This window comes from Methylotuvimicrobium buryatense 5G, from assembly GCF_000341735.1.
GTDB lineage: Bacteria > Pseudomonadota > Gammaproteobacteria > Methylococcales > Methylomonadaceae > Methylotuvimicrobium > Methylotuvimicrobium buryatense.
Map to the genome: position 1 here is coordinate 3,729,557 of NZ_KB455575.1, position 20,075 is coordinate 3,749,631.

Sequence of the window (20,075 nt, forward strand, 5' to 3'; positions counted from 1 at the left end):
TTAACCCTCCGCCCGCGATTGACGAATGAACCGGCAATAATCGGCCATTCTCTGTGCGTCGATCTCTAGGCAGAGTAGATCTCCCTCGGTTGCGCCATTGGTGAACAAATCGGCATCAACTCGGGTAATCGATTCGACAAGCCTATCAATCCTACGTTTTAGGGTAACGTTTTTGGATGCTTGGGACTGGTTGCGCTGGTACGCTGGTTTTGATGTGGTCATTGCGGTAACTCCACTTGATAAGGAATAACCGCCACGGATACTTCTCACGGTATCGGGTGGCGGGCTTAAGCAGGGTGAGAAACCGCCAAGTGGAGCGGCCAGCGCCGAACGCTGCCTGAATAAGCCCGCCATAACAGAATAGACACGGATTAAGGCCGTGCTGAATGGTAGGCATAAAAAAGCCGCTAAAGGCTGCGGCGTTTTGATCGCCACTTGAAACGGGTTCTCACGCCCGGCGCTCGTTTTTTTCGAGTGCGCTGAAACTGTACCGCATAGAATCTTATCAGTCAACTTCCAGCGCTTTTTTCTGCGCCGCTTTAACCGGCTTGGCTTGGTGTTCGGGTCGGCTTGGTAGACTGCGGCAAACATTACGCGGCCTCCTCGATGAGTTTGCGAATATCCTCCGCCCGCCATGCGGTTGTCCTGGTGCTCAATTTTACGCCGGCTGGATACCGGCCCGACTTAACGCCCCTCCACCAGGTCGTTCGGGAAACCGGAATAATTGCCGGGGTGCCGGTCTTGGGGTTGCCTAGGATTTGCCAAATTCTGAGAAAGCCGTTTTCAGGAATTACGTTTGCTTGATTGGTGCTTGATTGTGTCATTTTGTCTTTCCGCGTTTGTTAATGTCGCGGTAAAGACTAAGGGATACACACAAAAAACAATGGCAAGAACATTTAAAAAATTCTAAAACTTCTTGTCATTGAAGGTTCATAACATCCCGGGTCGTTAGCGGCTCGTCTGGTTGCTCCGATACATTAGCTAAAGCAGCAACAAGACTATGATGTGGCTTTTTAAGCAGTAAAAGTGTTTTTTCTTTAAGCAATCGCGCCTTGACCAATGCCCGCGCCCGGCTTTGGTTTGACAGTGTTTTTTTGTTCGCATACGCCCCCGCTCCGGTGGCGTCTTGGTCGCATATTTCAGACATGATTACCAATAAGCCCAATAGTTCGTTTTTCAGAATATCCGCGCGGTAAAATCTTGCAGTTTTGCCAAAGTTTGTAGCTTTGTCGGCATAACGCTGTAACAAGTTAGGGTCGGTCATGCTCAATTGCCTCTGTAATTCAGCCGCCGCGCTACCTAATTCGTTTAATCTTATCGGCTTTGATTCTGGGTTGACTTGAAAAGCATTAGCGGGAATCGATGCAATATGTAGAAGATCGAAAAGAACCGCCTCATCAAACGATTTTGATAGCTCAACCAAGTTCCTAGAAATCTCAGCATCATCTAAAAGCGCCGTCTTAATATCTCGAAAATTCGAATTGATGGTACGGTTACGCAATGCGAAAAGAAAGGGATGATCCATTGATAACACTCCGTTACAAGTGTGCCGTTACGAAAAGCGCAAAAGTGCAGTCGACTGCACTTTTGAATCCAACAAATAAGGATTAACCGGAAACGGGGTAACGAATCCCGCTTGTTGGCCCGTCGGCCTATCCGGTTAAAGTCGATTGTATCAAAAGTTCCCAAAAGCGCACTGCGATTTGGATTTATGCACCTCGCGCGTGGTGTCGGTGTCTCGGGAATTTCTTTGTGCACTATAGTGCACAAACCGTTACTCCTCGCGCGTGGTGTCAGTCTGGGATTTCTTTGGCGCCTATAGGCCCCCAAGCCGTTACCCCTCGCGCGCGTGGTGTCAGTTTTCCCCCATGGGGGAATTTAGCGACTTTTGTACGTTACCCCTCGCGCGCGTGGTGCCTCGTTTGTCTACCATGGTAGACAAAGAAATCCCCCGTTTCCCCTCGCGCTCTGGGATTTCTTTGTTGCCCATGGGCAACTCAAGCGATTTATGCACCTGTTACCCCTCGCGCGCGTGGTGTCGATGGTGCAAAAGAGTTTGTCCACAATTGTGGACAAGTTACCCATCGCGCGCGTGGTGTCGATGGAAGTGCAAAAAAGTTTGTGCGCCATGGCGCACGTTACCCCTCGCGCGCGTGGTGTCGATGTTTGTCTCCAATTGGAGACAACCTTACCAAATACCCCGGCACTTACGGCACTTAACCGCCGTATTACGGCACTTATAATTTACAAGTGCCGTACCGTGAAGCCGCGCCGTTACTGGGTTTACGGCGGTTACGGCACTTACGGCACTTAGAAACCTACCTTTCCTATTAGCTTACCTTCTTAAACGGTATAACCTCCGCTCCATTTCTTAATCCGTCCAAATGATCTGCCCACGCTTGCATCATCTTTACCCGCTCCGGTAGATATTGCGCCCGGTTATAGGCGGCCCTCACGTTATCGCGTGGCATATGGCAGAGCTGCCGCTCGATCGCATCGGGAGAGAATCCTAATTCGTTCAGGATCGTTGAAGCGACACTTCTAAAGCCGTGCGCGGTCATGGTCTTGCCGTCATAGCCCAATGTCTTTAGGGCTTGGTTTACGGTGTTTTCTGATAATGGACGGCCCGGCCTTGTGGTGAATACATAGCCTTGGTTGCCGGTCAGGGCTTTAACGCTTTCTAGGACTTCGACCGCTTGACGGCTCAAGGGTACGATGTGCTGCACTTCTGTCTTAGTGACTAAATAACGCCACTCTCGCGACTCAAGGTCAATATCCTGCCATCGCATTTGGCGGATCTCTCCGGGACGTTGAAAGAGCAGTGCGGATATTTTTAACGCGCACTGCGTAACAAATGTTCCTTGGTATCCGTAAATGTCGCGGAGAAGTACCGCTAATTCTCGCGGTTCGGTGATTGCGGCTCGATGCTCGACTTTAAACGAGGGGATTTGTTTTGCTACCGGCTGCGCGGGGTCGTAGTCGGTCAGGCCGTGAGCGATCGCATAGGCGAACACTGAGGATATATCCGCCCGCGCCCGGTGCGCTGTCTCAAGCTGCCCTGATTCGATCAATGGCTTTAGTGCCGTGTAGATATCGGGGGCCTTAATCTCAATTAAAGGCTTTGCGCCGATCTGTGGAAAAAGGTGCATTTCGAAGCGCCTGATTCGTTTGCCGTGCGTAATGGGTTTTATGGTGTGTTCTATCGATATTGCCCACTCACGCGACACGCGCTCGAATGTGTGCGTCATGGCGTGGTGTTCGGCCTTCTGCTTTGCGCTTGGGTCAATCCCGGACTTTATCTGCTTCCTTGCATAGTCTCGCTTGTCTCTAGCTTCCTTTAGGCTGATATCAGGATACACGCCCAACGCTAAAAGCTTTTCCTTGTCGTCTATTCGATATTTCAGTCTGAAATATTTGCTACCGTTTGGCTTAACTAATAAGAACATCCCATTTTCATCGTAGAGCTTGAAAGCCTTTTCGCGGGGTTTGGCGTTTTTACAGGCAAGGTCTGATAGGGGCATGGTGGGGTATCTCCTGACTGGGGTATTTTTGTACCCCTGAAAGATACCCCAAAGTACCACTAGATTGCAACGTACCATATGGCACTGTAACGGACATAAAAAAGCCCGCGAACCTAGTAGATTAGCGGGCTTTCGTACTGTATGAGACTTGGTTGAATTCTTAAATGGTGCCTGGGGCCGGAATCGAACCGGCACGCCCTTTCGAGCGAGGGATTTTAAGTCCCTTGCGTCTACCAATTTCGCCACCCAGGCATTTAAGGATGTCGTAGAGCTGTGCATTGTACCTTATGCCGGACGGAATTCGCCAGTATTTTTTTACTTGCGTTTTGTTTCTAGCGAAACGGATTTTTCTTATTAAGATACGCTTACGGGCAAATTGATAAAACGACGATATGTTTCGATTTCGCAATGTAGAATGTTTTCATAAGCGTCAACTTAATGCCTATTCTATAGTGCATTTGCGGCTTTATTCGTTATCTCGCTAAGGATTGCCGATATCCAGATTAGATGGGATCTGAAGATACGCATAGCCATCCGTAGTCCTTGATTCCGCCAATTCCTGACGTAATGACGCGTTTTTCCTTAAATTGGCGCCTACTTGGAACGTTCTTCCGTTTTGCCATTGCCTGGTTTCGAGATACGTTTGAAATCAATACTTTTACTTGAGGAACACGTTTTGCATTCATCATTTCTGAGTTCGTTTTTTATCCGTTGCTTGTTAATCGCTACACTCTCGGGGCTTGGCTCGGTTTCTGCCGATACAAGTCGGCTAGTGGTCGGTGAATTCTCCTCCGGCAGCCTTGCCGGCTGGAAACCTAAATCGTTTAAAGGCACTACGCTTTATACGATCGAGTTGTTGGATGATGTTCGCGTATTACGAGCGAAGAGCGATCGGGCTGCGTCCGGTTTATTTAAAGAACAGCGTATCGATCTTCAAAAAACGCCTTATTTGAATTGGCGATGGCGCATCGATAACCGTTTGGGAAAGATCGACGAGCAAAGTAAGTCCGGCGACGATTATGCGGCCCGTGTCTATGTGGTGGTTAGCGGCGGCTGGGCATTCTGGCGAACGCGGGCGATCAATTATGTTTGGGCCGGCAATTCGCCGAAAGGCAAGGTTTGGCCGAATGCTTTTGCCGGTAGTAATGCGATGATGATCGCTTTGCGTTCGGCTGACGATCAAACCGCTACTTGGTATCAAGAAAAACGTAATGTACTCCGCGATTTGGAAGCGCAATTCGGCGAACCTATTCGCTACATCGATGCCGTGGCATTGATGACCGATACCGATAATGCCGGCGGCAGCGCCGAGGCTTATTACGGGGACATCTATTTCTCCCGGGATTGATTGTAAGGAATATGCACAAAATAACTGCTACAAGTAGTAGGCTTTGCGGCGATTCGGTGACTCGCTTGACAGGACGCCGTGAATACTTCCATGTAGGCTTGACGGCGGCGACTGATTGCCAAGGATGGTATGAATGCAGATTTTGCAGGAGCAAAAATCTGCCCTGCCGCCGACACCTGTCAATCGAGCCACCGAACCCCCTCCTAGAAGTTGTCGATGTTATTTCATGATCGTTACTAAGTATTCAGTCCCCCTTCTTTGAAAAAGAGGGGCTAGGGGAGATTGTTTATATAAATCCCCCTCACCCCCCCCCTTTTTCAAAGGGGGAGGACAATGTTGCGGTAATTTGCCAACGGGGCCTGAATACTTACGAAAAAATTCATTTCGTTATAACGTCAAAAATAAAACCGCGCATCGGCATTGTTTCGCGCAAAGTATATAATGACCGGTTTGCCGACTTTATTCAGACGTAGCAATGACCGATCAAAAGAAGATTTTAAGCTCCGATATCCGTTACGAATGCGGCGACTCCGCTTATACGCGCGGGCTCAGCTATTACCAAAGCGGCATGGTATCGAAAATGAACATTACCGAAGAGAGTGACCGGCATGTCCAATTGAAATCTACGGTCAAAGGGAGTGGTAACAACCATTATCGACAAAATATAGAAGTCACCTGGAACGACAAATTCAATAATGTTGAAATCGTCGGTTATTGTTCCTGTCCGATGCATTTTAACTGTAAGCATGTCGCGGCGGTTTGCCTTAAATACCGCAATGACATGACTGACATGCCGATAAAAACCGCTAGCCATGCTTCAAGTTGGCTGGGCTGGCTAGAAACCCTTAACAAACAAACATCCGCCAAATCGCCTTATCAAGATTTTCTTGCCTATACCCTGCTGCCGGCCTCGAAAAAAGGGGAGTTCAATCTCGATTTGACGATTACCCGCGAAAAGAAAACCGGCGGCTTATCCAAGGGCCGTAAAACTACAGTCAATAATCTGCGCTATGGGTATGCTTCAAACACTTATTTTCAAGAAGGCGACGAAGAACTCATTCGTTTAATCACCGCCTTACCAAGTACTTATGAAGGCGTACCGATCATTAACGGCGCGACCGGTTATTTGGTTTTGACGCAAGCCGTTAAAACCGAACGTTTGTTTTATCAATCATTGGACGAACCGGCGATAAGGAGCGGCGAATTACGCGATTTAAATTTCGAATGGCTCATGCAGGATAATGGCGATTTTCAGTTGGTGTTGAGCATCGAACATGACGCTATTTTAATTTTGACCGAACCGCCGATGTATCTGGATCCGGCAAACGGTTTAATCGGGCCGCTGAATGTGCATGGAATCGATTTTCAACAATTGCAAAAAATTCTGACGATTCCGCGTATTCCCGCCGAAGCCGCCGAAGAGTTTAGTGAGCGTTTAACGCTTCAACATCCCGAATTACCCTTACCGCCGCCGCGCAGGATTGAAATCGTTGAACTGCGGGGTCAAAAGCCCCGCCCTTTACTAACATTGTTCGGCACGCAATTTACGACTTCGAATTATGTCCATGCAATGACGGTCGGTTTCGATTATGCCGGGCATATTTTTGCGGCGCATCCGCTCGATAAAAACCAGGCGCACAGTTTTTATTCGAAAACGGATAATGCTTCGGCCGAATCCGAGCGCCATGTTTGGGAAGTGATTAAAACCGAACAAGGCTTATTGCGTATCGCACGCGACCAGGCTGCCGAATCCGAGGCGATTCAACGCTTAACCGACCAAGGCTTTCGTTCGATGGATTGGCCCGGCAACACCGAATTTGTCATGACGGCGCAGACGGATCCCTCCGATGCCAATGGGGCGATTCGATGGGGCGTATTCTTGCAAAATACCGTTCTCGAACTGGAGCAAGCCGGTTGGCGGATTGAAATTAACGATAGCTTTTTGATGAAATTCCAGGAGGCGGATACTTGGAATGCTGAAATCGACGAAAGCGGTAACGATTGGTTTGAAATGCGTTTTAATATTAACGTGGATGGTCAGTCGTTACCGCTTTTGCCGTTGATCATGCCGGTGTTGGAAAATTTTAAGGCGGGCCAATTGCCCGAAATGCTGAGTATTCCGATGGGAGAGCATCAATATTTGAATATTCCATCCGAACGCATCAAGCCGTTTTTGGATATCTTGTTCGAGTTATTCGATGCAGGTACTTATAGTAAAGAGGGCGTATTGACCCTATCTCGTTTCAATGCGGTCGCATTAGCCGATCTGGAAACGCACAGCTACGGTCTTTTCAGCCTAAAAGGCGGCAAGGCGCTTCGAGAAATTGCTAAGAAGTTACGAGATTTCAAAGGTATCGCCAACGTTGCACCGCCCGATGGCTTGAAGGCGCAGTTGCGCGACTATCAACAACTGGGGCTCAACTGGCTGCAATTTCTACGTGAATATCAATTCGCGGGGATTTTGGCCGACGATATGGGGCTCGGTAAAACCATTCAAACGCTAGCGCATATACAACTGGAAAAAGAGCAGGGACGATTGACCGCTCCCTGTCTAATCATCGCCCCGACCAGCTTGATGGGAAATTGGCGGCGCGAGGCCGAGCGCTTTACACCGGATTTGAGAGTCTTGATACTACAAGGCGTCGACCGAAAACAGCATTTTCATAAAATCAACGATTTCGATATCGTGCTGACGACCTATCCTTTACTGCCGCGCGACGAGGAGGCACTGACCGAGCCCGATTATCATTATTTGATTCTCGACGAGGCGCAAATTATCAAAAATCCTAAGGCCAAGGCGTCGGCCATTGTCAGAAGAATCAATGCGAATCATCGTTTATGTTTGACCGGCACGCCGCTGGAAAATCACTTGGGCGAATTATGGGCGCAATTCGATTTCTTGATGCCGGGCTTTCTCGGCGACAGCGCTTTTTTCAAGCGCATATACCGTACGCCGATCGAAACCCACGGCGACTTTGAGCAACGCAAGCGCTTGTCGCGCCGGCTCGAACCTTTTTTACTGCGCCGGACCAAGCAAGAGGTTGCCAAGGAGTTGCCGCCGAAGACCGAAATGATCCGTTCGGTGCCGCTCGACACCAAACAGGCCGCCTTATACGAGAGCATCCGTTTGACCATGGAGAAAAAGGTTCGCGATGCGATCGCGCAAAAAGGGCTGGCGCGCAGTCACATTACGATATTGGATGCCTTGCTGAAACTGCGCCAAACCTGCTGCGATCCGAGAACGTTAAACTTGAAAGAGGCTCAAAAAGTCAAACAGTCGGCTAAACTGGATCTATTGATGGAATTGCTGCCCGAGTTACTTGAGGAAGGCCGAAGAATCTTGGTATTCTCGCAATTCACGAAGATGATCGCGCTCATCGAAACCGAATTGAAAACCCGCAAAATTGCCTATAGCAAATTGACCGGGCAAACTAAAAACCGCGACGAGGTGATTAATTTATTCACCGGAGGCACAGTCGACGTATTCCTGATCAGCCTTAAGGCGGGTGGTGTCGGCTTGAATCTTACCGAAGCCGATACCGTGATCATTTACGATCCCTGGTGGAATCCTGCGGTGGAAAGCCAAGCCGCCGACCGGGCTTATCGAATCGGTCAAGACAAACCGGTATTCGTTTATAAACTGATTACCGAAAACACGGTCGAAGAGAAAATCCTTGCCTTGCAGGAAAAAAAGCGTGTATTGGCGTCCGGGGTTTATCAAGAGAACAACGAGCAAAGTTTTAATCTGACTGCGGAGGATTTGACTGCATTGTTCGATCCGGTACAGTCGTAGGCATTGATCCAATAAAAAGCATTTTGTCTACGAAACACACGAAAATATTTGATATCTTGGCAGGCTGGGGTTTGCAGCCGGCGAAACGAACGACGGCGCCAGCCAAAACCGTTTAAAAATTGCAAACTTCGTGTAATCTGTGATCTTCGAGATCCATCATAAACAACGGGCATTACTTCCTTTTGATTGAAAAACCGTCTAAGAATAAAAGGTATGGGATGTGTCTATCGAGGACCGCCGTATACCCATCCCTGGGGGCTTGACGGCAGCTCCCTGCTGCCGACATCCTCGCTAGCCACACCCCATACCTTCACAAAGTTAGCTAATTTTTGAGTATAAAGGGAGTATAACGATGAACGATTATCCGCCGCATATTGAAGTCATCAATGATACAGGCCTCTACCCACCTGGCTCGTCACCCCAACGCTGGTTTCTCTCCCGGCTGCCAATCTTTCTCGGCGTATTCCTGAGCGCATTGCTCATCGGCTTGGCTTTCAACTACAGCCGCCCTGCAATATACCGCAGTACTGCAACTTTACTGACTTCGGCAATGACCGCGATCGATCAGGTCTCGGAAACCGCCGATATCCAACATGTCGCGATACAGCGGCAAATTTTGCTGGGCCGCGAACTGTTGGATGAAACGCTCAAGAGGCTCGAGATAACGGATCCGCAAGCCAATCTGACTTTAGAAGACGTCAAGGAAATCTTGCAAGTCCAATCGTTGCCCGACACGCAGTTGGTCGAGATGCAGGCCGAAGGAGAAATGCCGGAGATTTTACCGGTCTTGATTAATACCTGGATCGACGTATATTTGGATGCCAGAGCGGCGGAAATCGAAAGAAGCAAAGGCAAGACGGTACAGATCGTCAAGGATGAATTGGCTGAATTGGAAATCAAAATCGTGCAAGCTCGGAACGCGCTGATCGAATTTAGAAATGAACATGACATAGCGTCGACCGAGCGCCAAGAAAATACGGTATTGGCCAAGCTAACCGGGCTAACGGCGGCATTGAATAACGCCAATGAGGCCGAAGTCAAAGCCAAGGCTCGACTCGAAGCCGTCGAAAAGGCCATTGAAGAGGGCCAAGCCGTCGTGCCGTCCCAGGATCAACGCAGCCTGGATCAATTGGAACAGCGGTTGCAACAGCTCAGGGAAAAGCTGGCCGAATTCGACAAACGCTACACCCGGGAATACCTGACTCGGCAACCGTCGATGAGATTCATTCCCGAGGAAATTAAAAAACTCGAAAAGGAAATCGCAGCCAAGCAGCAATTCGGCACAAGAATCGTGCATACCGATGCGATGCAAGAATACCAAGCCGCAAAAATGACGCTCGATCGTATTCGTCAACAGCTCGAGGATCACAAACGCATGGCATCGGAATTCAGCTCACGCTTCGCGCAACATGAAAGCCTTAGGGCCGATCTCGATGGGCTCGAAAAAATTTACCGAGAAACGCAAGAACGGCTAGTGCAAATCGAAACGCGTCCGGTCGAAAAATACCCTCAGGTTACCGTGATTGATCGAGCCTTTCTTGCCCGCGACCCCATCAGCCCGAATTACAGCCGAGATACACTGATTATCGTTATCGGGTCAGTCATGCTCGGACTGTTCGGCGTTTGGCTGGCCGAATTTTTACATCCGCCCCGCGAAAAGCAGTCAAACGATGCTTTATCGGCGCTGTCGGCCTACGCGAACCTGGGGTTTGGCGCCGGACGGCTGGACTTGCCGCAAATTTCGCCAGAAAGGCTCGCGCAAATCCGCAACCATCAGCGACTGAATGCGCCAATGCCCCGGGAATTGTCGGATGCCGATTTACGCGCACTGCTTAATGCTTCGAATACGATGGGCAAGCAGCTGATTGTTTTATTATTGCTTGGCGTTACATTGAAGGAAGCCGCGGCATTGACTCCGGATCATCTGGATGCCGAATCAGGAGAGATCCGGTTGAGCGGCCCCGTACCGAGAGTCATTTTGCTCGACGGTCTATTGAGTTATTTTAACGAGCAACATCGATTTCCGGTCTGGTATACCGATAGCCCGCTAGCGATCGACGATCTTTCCGCGATTATAAGCGTTGCGGCGATCGATGCCGGTATGACACATCCCGAAGATTTCAATGCCGATGCCATTCGCCATACCTACATCGTGTATCTCATAAGACAAGGTTTGAAATTATCCGAACTTGAAAATATCGTCGGAACGATATCGCCCTCCGATTTAGTCGAATACGGGCGCTACTCGCCGTTACGCCCCGGTCTTTCAGTGACCGAAATCAACCGAATCCATCCGGCTTTGGAAACGGAAGCGCTTCCGCCGGCGCAATGAACGAAAACAAATCGTGCACTTTTCGATCATAATCCCGACACTCAACGAACAAACCTCGATCGTTGAATGCCTTGGCAAACTGCAGCACTTACGCGAACATGCGGAAATTATCGTATCGGACGGCGGCAGTAGCGATCGTACCGTGGCGCTGGCCGAGGACTTGGCCGACCTTGTATTAACCGGCTCGGTCGGCCGCGCCAAACAAATGAATCGGGGGGCAAAGCATGCGCATGGCGAAGTCTTGATCTTTTTGCATGCCGATACTGTCTTGCCCGAACAAGCATTGAACTCGATTAGTCAAGCGCTGAATGAAGGCGCATGTTGGGGGCGTTTCGATATCCGTCTGTGTGGTAGTCATGTCATGTTGAAGGTGATCGCCGCACTAATGAATCTACGTTCGCGATGGACCGGCATCGCGACCGGAGATCAGGCGATTTTCGTGCATCGCAAAGCCTTCGATTCCGTAGGGGGCTTTCCCGATATCGCCTTGATGGAAGATATCGCGCTAAGCAAATCTTTGAAAAATTGGAGTAAACCTGCTTGCCTAAGCGCCCGTGTCGTCAGTTCCGGCAGACGCTGGGAAAGCTATGGCATATACCGAACGATTCTATTGATGTGGAGTCTAAGGCTACGTTATTTTTTGGGCAGTCATCCGGAGACATTGGCTTATCTTTACCGAACAGGAAAACTATGGAAACCGTAATCCGCTTATCTATTGCGCTAGGCATTTTTTTGATCATGATCGGCTGGGAAGCTTTGCGGCCAAGACGTAAGCAATCGCCCGACCGCAAACAGCGCTGGCCGATCAATATCGGCTTGGCTCTGTTCAACATGCTGCTGATGCGATTGACGGTCGGCGGAGCGGCCTATCTGAGCGCGGTTTATGCGCAAGAGCAGTCTTGGGGATTGTTGAACATTTTCGATATTCAAGGCTGGCCGGCTGTCGCAGTTACCTTGATCGCGCTCGATTTTGCGATTTACGGACAGCATGTGCTCTCGCATAAATGGCTGTTGTTATGGCGTTTGCACCAGATTCATCACACCGATATAGCCTTCGATGCGACAACGGCAGTTCGCTTTCATCCGTTGGAAATCGTTTTTTCGATGCTCTATAAAATCGCATGGATCTTGTTGCTCGGTGCGGACCCGCTGGCCGTGATCGCCTTCGAAATTATCCTGAACGGCGCGGCCACGTTCAATCACGGTAATGTCGACATCCCGGAGCGGGTCGACAAAATGCTACGCTGGCTCATTGTCACGCCGGACATGCACCGCATTCATCATTCGACGATCCAAGTCGAAACCGACAGTAATTATGGCTTTTCGATTTCGTGCTGGGATCGCCTATGCGGCACCTACCGAGCCGAACCCAAACAAGCACAAACCGAGATGCCGATCGGCCTAGCGCCATTCAGAAATCCCGAAGAACTCGGCCTCGCGAACTTGTTGCGCTTACCGTTTAGCGCGTTACGCCGGGAGTGAGGCGAGATATAGTTTCCTGATTACTAAGTTTCTTCAGCTAAAGCCCAAAGATCGGCATATCCCTAACAGGACGGGGTTCGCAAGCCATGCGCGTCAAGCTAAAAACGGCTAACCCACATCACGCTATTTCCCAAGCTCCAGCTTCCTGAACAGGTTACCCACGCTGGAGCTCTCATCGTTATACATAAGTCAGAAATTACCCTTTTGCAACCTTAACCAATGAGACCTCGATAGCATTTATTGTGACTTAACACTCTCGGCCTCGAGATCGCGATCAAGGAATCGCTCCCACAGAGCGTCCGCCGCTCTCTGTGGGAGCGACGCCTTCGTCGCGACTATCGAAGCCAGTAACGCTCAAACACCAATAGCCTTTCCGGACAACACAACAATTTAGCGCTCGGTCGCTACTTTTTGCACAATTAGGTATATTTATACTTAATGTATAAAGACGAGAGCTGGAGCTTGGGTAACAGCATATTTTAGTTTTTGCGACTACGACTGGCCCCTGTTCGGACACTTGGCTTCGGCAAGCTGAAGCATCTTGCTAATCAGGTATAGTTTTATTCCAGCTTAATTTGATCTTCGATCGTATGCGTTAACCGAACGCCCGGCAATTCCAAGGTCATCTTTACCTGTAGCGTTTCGGTTCCTTTCAACTCGCCCGTTTCAATGGCCTTGACAATGGCATGCTCAAGCTCTCGCTGTGACGTGACGCCGACTTGTTTCAAAAATTTCCTGACTTCCATATTCAAAGTATCTTCGTTCATAGCAACCTCCGTAAATCAAAAAGAAACACCGGTCGGGAAAGACCGCCCCTGAAAATCGACCAGCGTCAATCAAACCACCAATACGGATAGGTATCAAGCTTTATCTGAATGATTAAGTGGCCCGCCTGTTGAAAGGCTCTCGCGTGAGATTGACGTGCGCATTGATAAACCTAAAAAGAGCAGTTGGCATGTGTTGTAGACCGTTCGAGCCAAGTCGAAGCATGAAGGGTCTACAACACTTTCACCGGCACGGCGGAACAGTTCTCTATAACTTTACATGATAAATCAATGAAATATAACTAATCCTGGACAAACCTACATTTTTCAGATATAAAGCATCCTGACATTCTATGTTTGGGATACCCGCTTTGAACCTTCAAGAGATCATCGTACAACCAGTTCAGTCGGAAGAGCAGGAACGTTTTCAGTCATTAATGAAGGCACACCACTATCTGGGTGCTTTACCAAAGATCGGACATACCTTGTGGTATGTCGCCAGCTATCATAATCAATGGCTGGCACTCATCAGCTTTTCCGCCGCCGCCTGGAAATGTGCAGCGCGTGATCAGTGGATCGGTTGGAGCTATCGGGTTCAATATGATCGCCTTCACCTGATTGCTAACAATAGTCGCTTTCTGATTCTCCCCGAGCACCATTATCCTAACCTTGCGTCCCGGGTTCTTTCCTTATGTGAACGGCGAATTTCTCAGGATTGGCAGCAACGCTTCGGTTACCCCTTATTATTGCTAGAAACTTTCGTTGATCCTCAGTTGTTTCATGGCACGATTTATCGTGCTTCTAACTGGGTGCATGTCGGCGATACCCGTGGTTACCGTCGGATTCGCCAAGGCTATAGCCCTAGCGCTCAACAGCCCAAGCAGGTTTTTGTTAGACCCTTGGAAAAGCGCGCTCAAACTCACTTGTCGCAACCTATGCTTAGCCCCTGTTATGGCTATGGAGCACCAAAAATCATGCTAACCGCCGATCAAATGCGCACTTTACCAGAGTTCTTTCTTGATATTCCTGACCCGCGGCGTAAGCAGGGACAGCGTCATTCTCTGCCGTGTATTCTGGCTCTTGCCACAGCTGCCGTGCTCTGTGGAATGGAAGGCTATAAAGCGATTGGCAGCTGGGCGGATGACTTAGGCCAAAAAGCGCGAGCCCGTTTTGGCTGTCGCAAACGCAATGGGCGTTATCAGGTACCCAGTCGCACCACCTTTAGAGAAACCTTAATTAGCGTCGATCCCGCACAACTCGATCTTGCGCTGCAAGGCTGGAACGAACAATTCGCCGAAGCCGACGAAGGCTTGGCCGTCGACGGTAAAANCCTGCGTAACGCGATTGATGAAGACGGTCGTCAAACACACATCCTGGGCGTCGTCGGGCATCAGACGGGACGCTGCCACACTCAAAAAAAGTCGGTGCTTTGCCTGTAGAGGGAAGCGATGAACTNAAACAGACCAACGAAATNGGGATGTTCATCCCNGTTATGGATGCCCTGGCAAATATTGCCGATAAAACGATCACCGGCGACGCTCTTTTAACACAGCGTAAACTGGCGCACTATCTGGTCGAAGACCGGCAGGCCCATTATGTATTTACCGCCAAAGACAACCAACCCACAGTCGCCCAGGATATTCGCCTGGCCTTTGAAAATCGCCAAGCGCCTGACTATAGCGAGCCCTACACCTTAACGCATGGTCGTATTGAGTCACGCTCTATTTGGACGTCTACGCTCCTGAACAACTACCTTGATTTCCCTTTCGTCGGGCAAATATTTGCCATACAACGCCACACCATCGACAAAAAAAGCGGCCAAGAAACCTTTGAGATGGCTTACGGCCTGACCAGTCATTCGCCGATGAGCGCCAACGCTGAACAAGTGCTCAAGTTCAATAGAGATCATTGGGGCGTTGAGAGTCATCATTACCTACTGGATTGGAATTGGAATGAAGATCGTTGCAGGATAAGCAAAGGCCATGGACCTGAAAACATAACCTGTCTGCGCAGATTTGCCGCAGGGTTGATTAAGTCCATGAGTAAAGACAGTGTGGCAGCCACTACCGAAAAGCTGGCGCGTAATGTACGACGGGTATTCGATTACCTACGCATGACAGAGAATTCGAGAAAGGTTATATTGCGATACCAAAGTCAAGAAGTTTAGAACGGTTTCGCCGTGCTTTCACCGGCGTGGCCCCTTGTCAGGTAATCAAGCTTAAGAAATTGATCGCAGGCTGAGTTGACTCTATAATCGGCCACGGCCTGTATGACAGACTTCTTTTCATGGACCCTTCGATGATCGAGCGCGAGCTTGTATCGGGTTCGACGCCAACATTGGGGAAGTAATGACCAAGCGATCAGCCGAAGGGGCCGAAAAAGATAGTCGTAGCGACGTTCTATCGAAACGAAGCAATCAGGACAAACAGATCATGATTGTTTCGCAGAACGATGATCATGCGGCTGAGTTGACCCGGCGGCTCAGACAACAAGGCTATGCCGCCTTCAATGTCTCGCCCAATGCCGACTTTCGACCCCTCGCCGGCACCGATCCGCGTTTGATCCTGATCGATTGTCCGGGCTCCTGTCTGCCGATTCGGGAGTTCTTGCAGCGTCGACGCGACAATATCGACATTCCGGTCGTCTGTCTGCTCAACAAAGCGGTACATCAACAAGTCCATGCCTTCGATGCTCCTAATGATTCGGGCTTTTTGGAGCAAGCCGTGCCATTCGAAGTCGTCGAAGACCGTATCAAGCAGGTATTGGCTCTCGAAGACGGCAATCGCTCCCCGGAATGCGCGAAGCAACCCGATTCCGCGATGGCGCCGCAGGATCGGGTCTGCCCTGTTACGGAAGGGCGTTGCGGTTCAATCGGCCGTATCGACACAACAGCGATCGCACAGGCGCCGCAAAACGCCACGGCCCCGGTTTGCACCGTGTTGATCGTTTCAGCGCGGAAAGGCTTCGGCACTCAAATTGCCCAATTATTTGATCGCGAAGATCGGATCCGAGTGATCGGGCAATTCATCGACGAACTGACCTTCGTGCCGACCTTATTGAGCCTAATCGAGCCGAAGCTATTGCTGCTCGACCTTACGTCGATCGAAGGAACGCTAGACGACTGGTTGAGAACGATCAGACAAGCGGATCGGGAGCTCAAAATCATGCTATTGACCCATCTCGACGCGCCGGATTTTTTCAACGAGACGTTGAGTTATGAGGTATTCGGTCGTCTGTCGACGCTCGATTCGACCGATGTATTAAAAAAGGCCATCCTAGCCGTCAGCGAGGGCGAGCATTGGCTGCCCCGTCAGATGCTGCAAAGAGCGCTGCAGGAATTGACGAAGATTCACGGCGAACAAAAACCGGAAGACTCTTGGCACGATGATTGTGCTTCGATGACCGAGCGCGAACAAAACATTGCCCGGCTGGTCGCGGAGGGCCTGACGAACAAGGAGATCGGCAGGCAACTTCAGATCAGCCCGGAAACCGTCAAGATGCATCTCAAGCATATCTTCAATAAACTCGGCATTCAACGCCGTAGCCAACTGGCCGCCAAGTCTAATTTCCCGCGCTGACGTTGCCGAGTCGCGACACGTGCATCAAGCTACCCATTCGGGTAATGTGAACTTCGTCACATTTATGGAACACTGCCCCTGCAGTTTTTGAAAGTTTCTGGAAATAACGCGATCGAGCGGAATTGCTCGATCGCACTAATCAACGAAAGGAATTCGAATTAAACCTAAGGGGGTTTATCATGAAAACGTTACAACACAACAAAATCGCGATCGCATTGTTCGCGTCGGCGTTGACGCTCGGCATTGGCGGCGCAGCGTTCGCAGAAGAAATTACGGTTGTCGAAAATCCGGTTGTCTATCACAGCGACAACTGGCAATCCGGGAATGCAGGAGCCGAATGCAAGCAAATCGGAGATTATGTTTACTCATATAAATGGAATGAAGAAGAAGCTGGTAATTGTCCAACTTTTACTTTTGTTAAGCCGGATGGAACCACTGAATGCGAAGGCGCGCCGAACGGCAGCGAAACCGCCAATTTTTACGATTTGGACGGTAATCTCGTGCACAGCAACACGATCACGATTTCAGACAGCAATGGCCAAATCTTCGACTGGAGTTCGTCGCCAAATGGCATCGGCGCGGTGATCGTCAAAGCGGGAACGGGTGCGAACGTCTGGTTCTACGATCCGCAAGCGATGTCCGATACCAGGCTTTATGGGTATGGAAATAAAGACATCAGCCATGTCACGTTCTGCTGGAATCCGGATGATGCTCAAGACGATGGACAATGGTGCTCGCCCGGCTACTGGCGGCAAGAACACCACTATGACTCTTGGGCAGTGACCGGCTACGCCCCATCTGATCTTTTCTCTGTCGCTTTGGGTTACTATCCAAAATTGAGCAAACTAGGAGTCAGGGACGGGGCCACAGCTAATCCTACTTTGGGACAAGTGTTGAATGCTCCGCAATACTATGGCGGCGATGCCTTCAACGCGGTCGGTGATTTACTGAGTGGAGCCCACCCGGATGTCAATTTCAGTGGCGAACGTGTCGAAGATAGCTGCCCATTGGATTGACAAACAAACTTGACGAAAAATAATTACCAGGGATAAGTAAAAATACAGCCGGGGTCTCGGTCGACGACCGAACCCCGGTTTTTTCATGCCTATCGTTCTGTGGCCGGTTTACTTCTTGCCTCTTCCATTGTTGCCGCCACCACCGCTTTTCGTGCTGCCGGCCGCATCGCTGGCGCCGGCTGAATAACTATAGACGGTGCCCGAAGTCGTGTTGCTGTCGGTAAATCCGGTGTTGGTCACGTTCGCGATTATCGCGCCGTCGCGGTACACGGTATAGCCCGCGAGGCCCGACAGCGCGTCGGTCGAAGCCTGCCAGGACAGATTGACGCGGCCTTGTTTATCGACCGATGCGGTCAAGCCCGCAGGCACGTTCGGCGGCGTGCCGTCGACGATCACAGTCGCGCTGCCGGTCGTGTGGGCGAGATTCGGATCGTCGGCATTCAATGCGGTCACGATCACATCGACCGGATAGCTGCCCTCGAGCGCGCCGCCGGCATCGGCCTGCAGCGTCGCATTGCCGGTTTGTCCGGCATTTAGTATTTGTTCAGCCGGTGTCACGCTGCCCGGCAAGTAGCCTTCATAGTCGATGGCATAGCTGCCCGAGCCGCAGCTCGTGCTGTCCTGATTCGTCACCGAAACCGAAAAGTTGACCGATTGACCGGAGCGCAAGGCCAGGGCTACCGGAGCGACCGAAACTTGCGGCGCGGTCGCTGCGCAGCCGAAGCTGACCTGCACCGTTGCAGTGTTGCCGTTGCGGGCGATCTGCTGCACGGTTATGCCGTTCACGTCGTCGTTGAACACGCCGCCATCGCTCAGGGTTTGCAGATGTGTCGTGGCCGCATAGCCGCTGCCTCGATAGCGGTGAATGTTGATGCCGCGCGTGAAGTTTGTCGACAGCTGCCCGTAATCACCAATGGCCTGACGGTAAGACAAATAATAAAAATCCTTGTTGTTCGGTTTTGATATTTTCAACATGGTTGGAACGCCGGATGTCCATGGGGCGTTACCGATCGCGGCGATCTCATGAGTGCCGCTGCTTATCACGGTCGTGACCGCGCTGGGAACGCTCGTATACCAGCTCATCTGGTCGATATGAGCGGCGTTGAACAGATACCCGCTACTGCATCGTCTAAGCGCCTACTGTTCTGTTGGTGCCCAGCTACACGACATAAAAGGCGTTCGTTCCTCACCTAGCTTTAGGTGCACTGCCATTAAGGTAAGCGGCTACTCACTTAACGCGGGACAGTTTAAGGTTAATCCGTTCGTGGTGAGCCTGTCGAACCATGGGCGGATTAACCGTCCACCCTTCGACAGGCTCAGGGCGAACGGTTAATCCTTAGTGCTTTTGTCCCGCCTTAAGCATAAGTATCTACACATCTTTATCATTTAAAATCATGCTGTTATAAAGTTTCTTCTGGTTTATTATGAAGATAGGGACTAAAAATTGAGGTTTTTAATCTACTTTTTTATCCTAGATCACAGAAGAATTAACTTAACTAATTGTTTTATAAAGCTGAAAACTTGTGTAGATACCTATGCGCCTTAAGTGGGAAGCCAGTTAAGCCATCATAGAATTAAGTAATGCTTGTATCCAGGATCTACTTTGCCTCAAAAGCTTGCCATCCATGGCGCTGGATTCCGCCAGTCCATGGCGGAATGACGGGCTTCCCTTAACTTAATGGCAGTGAGCTTTAGGTGAGGAAGCATAGAATATCTACAGGGACGTATTCACGGATTTCCCGGAGTCGATGTTTGAGCGAAGGGATATATTTTTGTTGACATATAAATGAGAATCATTATTATTAGCGCTACGATAGATATTTGACCTCTCCTGACTATCGTTTGGCGCACGATGCTTGTCTCTCTTAAACATATCGCACACTGCGTGCGCCAATTTTTTTTGCTTACTCGAATGAGGATGTCATGTTGGAAAATCAATCGGAAACATCGGCTCTGCATGAAATTACACATCTTCATGCGAGCACGTTAATGCTAATCACCCAATTCAGTAACGGACATCATTGCCCGAAACTGGCGCACATGATCGTCAATCAACTACGCCGACTCATTACCGAGTCCGAGCTGGAACAACTGCCCACGGGCCAACAAATGTATCGGCAATTACTCAATCATTGGCAACAAGTGACGCAGACATTGCTGGAAAAGCGGCAACAAAACCGCAAGCGCACTCAATTACACTGAGTTTGTTCAGGATGAAACCTAAAAAATTCACTCGCCAAC

The 20,075-nt window shown here is 50.0% G+C and carries 16 protein-coding genes and 1 tRNA gene; 10 read left to right on the forward strand and 7 right to left on the reverse strand.

Annotation, left to right across the window (positions count from 1 at the left end; genetic code table 11):
- The 5 genes from METBU_RS0116850 to METBU_RS0116870 all read right to left on the reverse strand — a co-directional run bounded on the left by METBU_RS0116850 (window position 1) and on the right by METBU_RS0116870 (window position 3,773).
- On the reverse strand, window positions 1–591 hold the full coding sequence (locus METBU_RS0116850) for a hypothetical protein (RefSeq protein ID WP_017841741.1): 591 nt from the start codon (window positions 589–591) through the stop codon (window positions 1–3).
- Window positions 591–824: a helix-turn-helix transcriptional regulator gene (locus METBU_RS0116855; protein WP_017841742.1), complete on the reverse strand. Its 234-nt coding sequence runs from the start codon at window positions 822–824 to the stop codon at window positions 591–593. The genes METBU_RS0116850 and METBU_RS0116855 overlap by 1 nt, the downstream gene beginning before the upstream one ends.
- 95 nt (window positions 825–919) lie before the next feature.
- Window positions 920–1,525 (reverse strand): hypothetical protein, encoded by a 606-nt coding sequence (locus tag METBU_RS0116860; RefSeq protein ID WP_017841743.1) that lies wholly within the window; start codon window positions 1,523–1,525, stop codon window positions 920–922.
- An 805-nt stretch (window positions 1,526–2,330) separates the two neighbouring features.
- Window positions 2,331–3,521 (reverse strand): tyrosine-type recombinase/integrase, encoded by a 1,191-nt coding sequence (locus METBU_RS0116865; protein ID WP_017841744.1) that lies wholly within the window; start codon window positions 3,519–3,521, stop codon window positions 2,331–2,333.
- Window positions 3,522–3,686: 165 nt separating this feature from the next.
- Window positions 3,687–3,773, reverse strand: a tRNA-Leu gene (locus METBU_RS0116870).
- Window positions 3,774–4,197: 424 nt separating this feature from the next.
- On the opposite strand from METBU_RS0116870, the gene METBU_RS0116875 reads away from it, so the two are divergent.
- From METBU_RS0116875 to METBU_RS0116895, 5 genes are all read left to right on the forward strand, one after another.
- Window positions 4,198–4,869: a DUF3047 domain-containing protein gene (locus METBU_RS0116875; RefSeq protein ID WP_235726421.1), complete on the forward strand. Its 672-nt coding sequence runs from the start codon at window positions 4,198–4,200 to the stop codon at window positions 4,867–4,869.
- Between the two features lie 475 nt (window positions 4,870–5,344).
- Window positions 5,345–8,662, forward strand: a complete 3,318-nt coding sequence (locus METBU_RS0116880) for a DEAD/DEAH box helicase (RefSeq protein ID WP_017841746.1) — start codon at window positions 5,345–5,347, stop codon at window positions 8,660–8,662.
- A 352-nt stretch (window positions 8,663–9,014) separates the two neighbouring features.
- On the forward strand, window positions 9,015–10,994 hold the full coding sequence (locus METBU_RS0116885) for a GumC family protein (RefSeq protein WP_017841747.1): 1,980 nt from the start codon (window positions 9,015–9,017) through the stop codon (window positions 10,992–10,994).
- Window positions 10,995–11,007: 13 nt separating this feature from the next.
- Window positions 11,008–11,697 (forward strand): TIGR04283 family arsenosugar biosynthesis glycosyltransferase, encoded by a 690-nt coding sequence (locus tag METBU_RS0116890; RefSeq protein WP_017841748.1) that lies wholly within the window; start codon window positions 11,008–11,010, stop codon window positions 11,695–11,697.
- Window positions 11,685–12,476 (forward strand): sterol desaturase family protein, encoded by a 792-nt coding sequence (locus METBU_RS0116895; RefSeq protein WP_017841749.1) that lies wholly within the window; start codon window positions 11,685–11,687, stop codon window positions 12,474–12,476. Before METBU_RS0116890 ends, METBU_RS0116895 begins: the two co-directional genes overlap by 13 nt.
- Window positions 12,477–13,036: 560 nt before the next feature.
- Here the strand turns inward: METBU_RS0116895 and METBU_RS0116900 are convergent.
- The gene (locus tag METBU_RS0116900) at window positions 13,037–13,243 is read right to left on the reverse strand and encodes a DUF6494 family protein (protein ID WP_014150187.1); all 207 of its coding nucleotides are present in this window, start codon (window positions 13,241–13,243) and stop codon (window positions 13,037–13,039) included.
- A 350-nt stretch (window positions 13,244–13,593) separates the two neighbouring features.
- Between METBU_RS0116900 and METBU_RS28465 the strand changes: the two genes are divergently transcribed.
- The 4 genes from METBU_RS28465 to METBU_RS0116920 all read left to right on the forward strand — a co-directional run bounded on the left by METBU_RS28465 (window position 13,594) and on the right by METBU_RS0116920 (window position 17,834).
- Complete coding sequence (locus tag METBU_RS28465) at window positions 13,594–14,679, forward strand: Druantia anti-phage system protein DruA (protein ID WP_051056251.1); 1,086 nt, start codon at window positions 13,594–13,596, stop codon at window positions 14,677–14,679.
- Window positions 14,670–15,407, forward strand: coding sequence for an ISAs1 family transposase (locus METBU_RS28470; protein WP_268869771.1), 738 nt, complete (start codon window positions 14,670–14,672; stop codon window positions 15,405–15,407). The genes METBU_RS28465 and METBU_RS28470 overlap by 10 nt, the downstream gene beginning before the upstream one ends.
- Before the next feature lie 181 nt (window positions 15,408–15,588).
- A complete protein-coding gene (locus METBU_RS25435) occupies window positions 15,589–16,818 on the forward strand; it encodes a response regulator transcription factor (protein ID WP_017841751.1) in 1,230 nt (409 codons plus the stop codon).
- A 179-nt stretch (window positions 16,819–16,997) separates the two neighbouring features.
- Complete coding sequence (locus tag METBU_RS0116920) at window positions 16,998–17,834, forward strand: hypothetical protein (RefSeq protein ID WP_017841752.1); 837 nt, start codon at window positions 16,998–17,000, stop codon at window positions 17,832–17,834.
- A 108-nt stretch (window positions 17,835–17,942) separates the two neighbouring features.
- Here the strand turns inward: METBU_RS0116920 and METBU_RS0116925 are convergent, their stop codons facing one another.
- Complete coding sequence (locus METBU_RS0116925) at window positions 17,943–18,809, reverse strand: expansin family protein (RefSeq protein WP_138767249.1); 867 nt, start codon at window positions 18,807–18,809, stop codon at window positions 17,943–17,945.
- A 948-nt stretch (window positions 18,810–19,757) separates the two neighbouring features.
- Between METBU_RS0116925 and METBU_RS0116930 the strand changes: the two genes are divergently transcribed.
- Window positions 19,758–20,036 (forward strand): hypothetical protein, encoded by a 279-nt coding sequence (locus METBU_RS0116930; RefSeq protein WP_014150183.1) that lies wholly within the window; start codon window positions 19,758–19,760, stop codon window positions 20,034–20,036.
- Window positions 20,037–20,075: the final 39 nt, after the last annotated feature.

Excerpts from the sequence above, each read along its gene's own strand:
- METBU_RS0116880 (WP_017841746.1), top strand. The coding sequence starts at position 5,345 with ATGACCGATCAAAAGAAGATTTTAAGCTCCGATATCCGTTACGAATGC.
- METBU_RS0116855 (WP_017841742.1), bottom strand. The coding sequence starts at position 824 with ATGACACAATCAAGCACCAATCAAGCAAACGTAATTCCTGAAAACGGC.
- METBU_RS0116920 (WP_017841752.1), top strand. The coding sequence starts at position 16,998 with ATGAAAACGTTACAACACAACAAAATCGCGATCGCATTGTTCGCGTCG.
- METBU_RS0116850 (WP_017841741.1), bottom strand. The coding sequence starts at position 591 with ATGTTTGCCGCAGTCTACCAAGCCGACCCGAACACCAAGCCAAGCCGG.
- METBU_RS0116900 (WP_014150187.1), bottom strand. The coding sequence starts at position 13,243 with ATGAACGAAGATACTTTGAATATGGAAGTCAGGAAATTTTTGAAACAA.
- METBU_RS0116895 (WP_017841749.1), top strand. The coding sequence starts at position 11,685 with ATGGAAACCGTAATCCGCTTATCTATTGCGCTAGGCATTTTTTTGATC.
- METBU_RS0116930 (WP_014150183.1), top strand. The coding sequence starts at position 19,758 with ATGTTGGAAAATCAATCGGAAACATCGGCTCTGCATGAAATTACACAT.
- METBU_RS0116865 (WP_017841744.1), bottom strand. The coding sequence starts at position 3,521 with ATGCCCCTATCAGACCTTGCCTGTAAAAACGCCAAACCCCGCGAAAAG.
- METBU_RS25435 (WP_017841751.1), top strand. The coding sequence starts at position 15,589 with ATGACCAAGCGATCAGCCGAAGGGGCCGAAAAAGATAGTCGTAGCGAC.
- METBU_RS0116860 (WP_017841743.1), bottom strand. The coding sequence starts at position 1,525 with ATGGATCATCCCTTTCTTTTCGCATTGCGTAACCGTACCATCAATTCG.
- METBU_RS0116925 (WP_138767249.1), bottom strand. The coding sequence starts at position 18,809 with ATGTTGAAAATATCAAAACCGAACAACAAGGATTTTTATTATTTGTCT.
- METBU_RS0116885 (WP_017841747.1), top strand. The coding sequence starts at position 9,015 with ATGAACGATTATCCGCCGCATATTGAAGTCATCAATGATACAGGCCTC.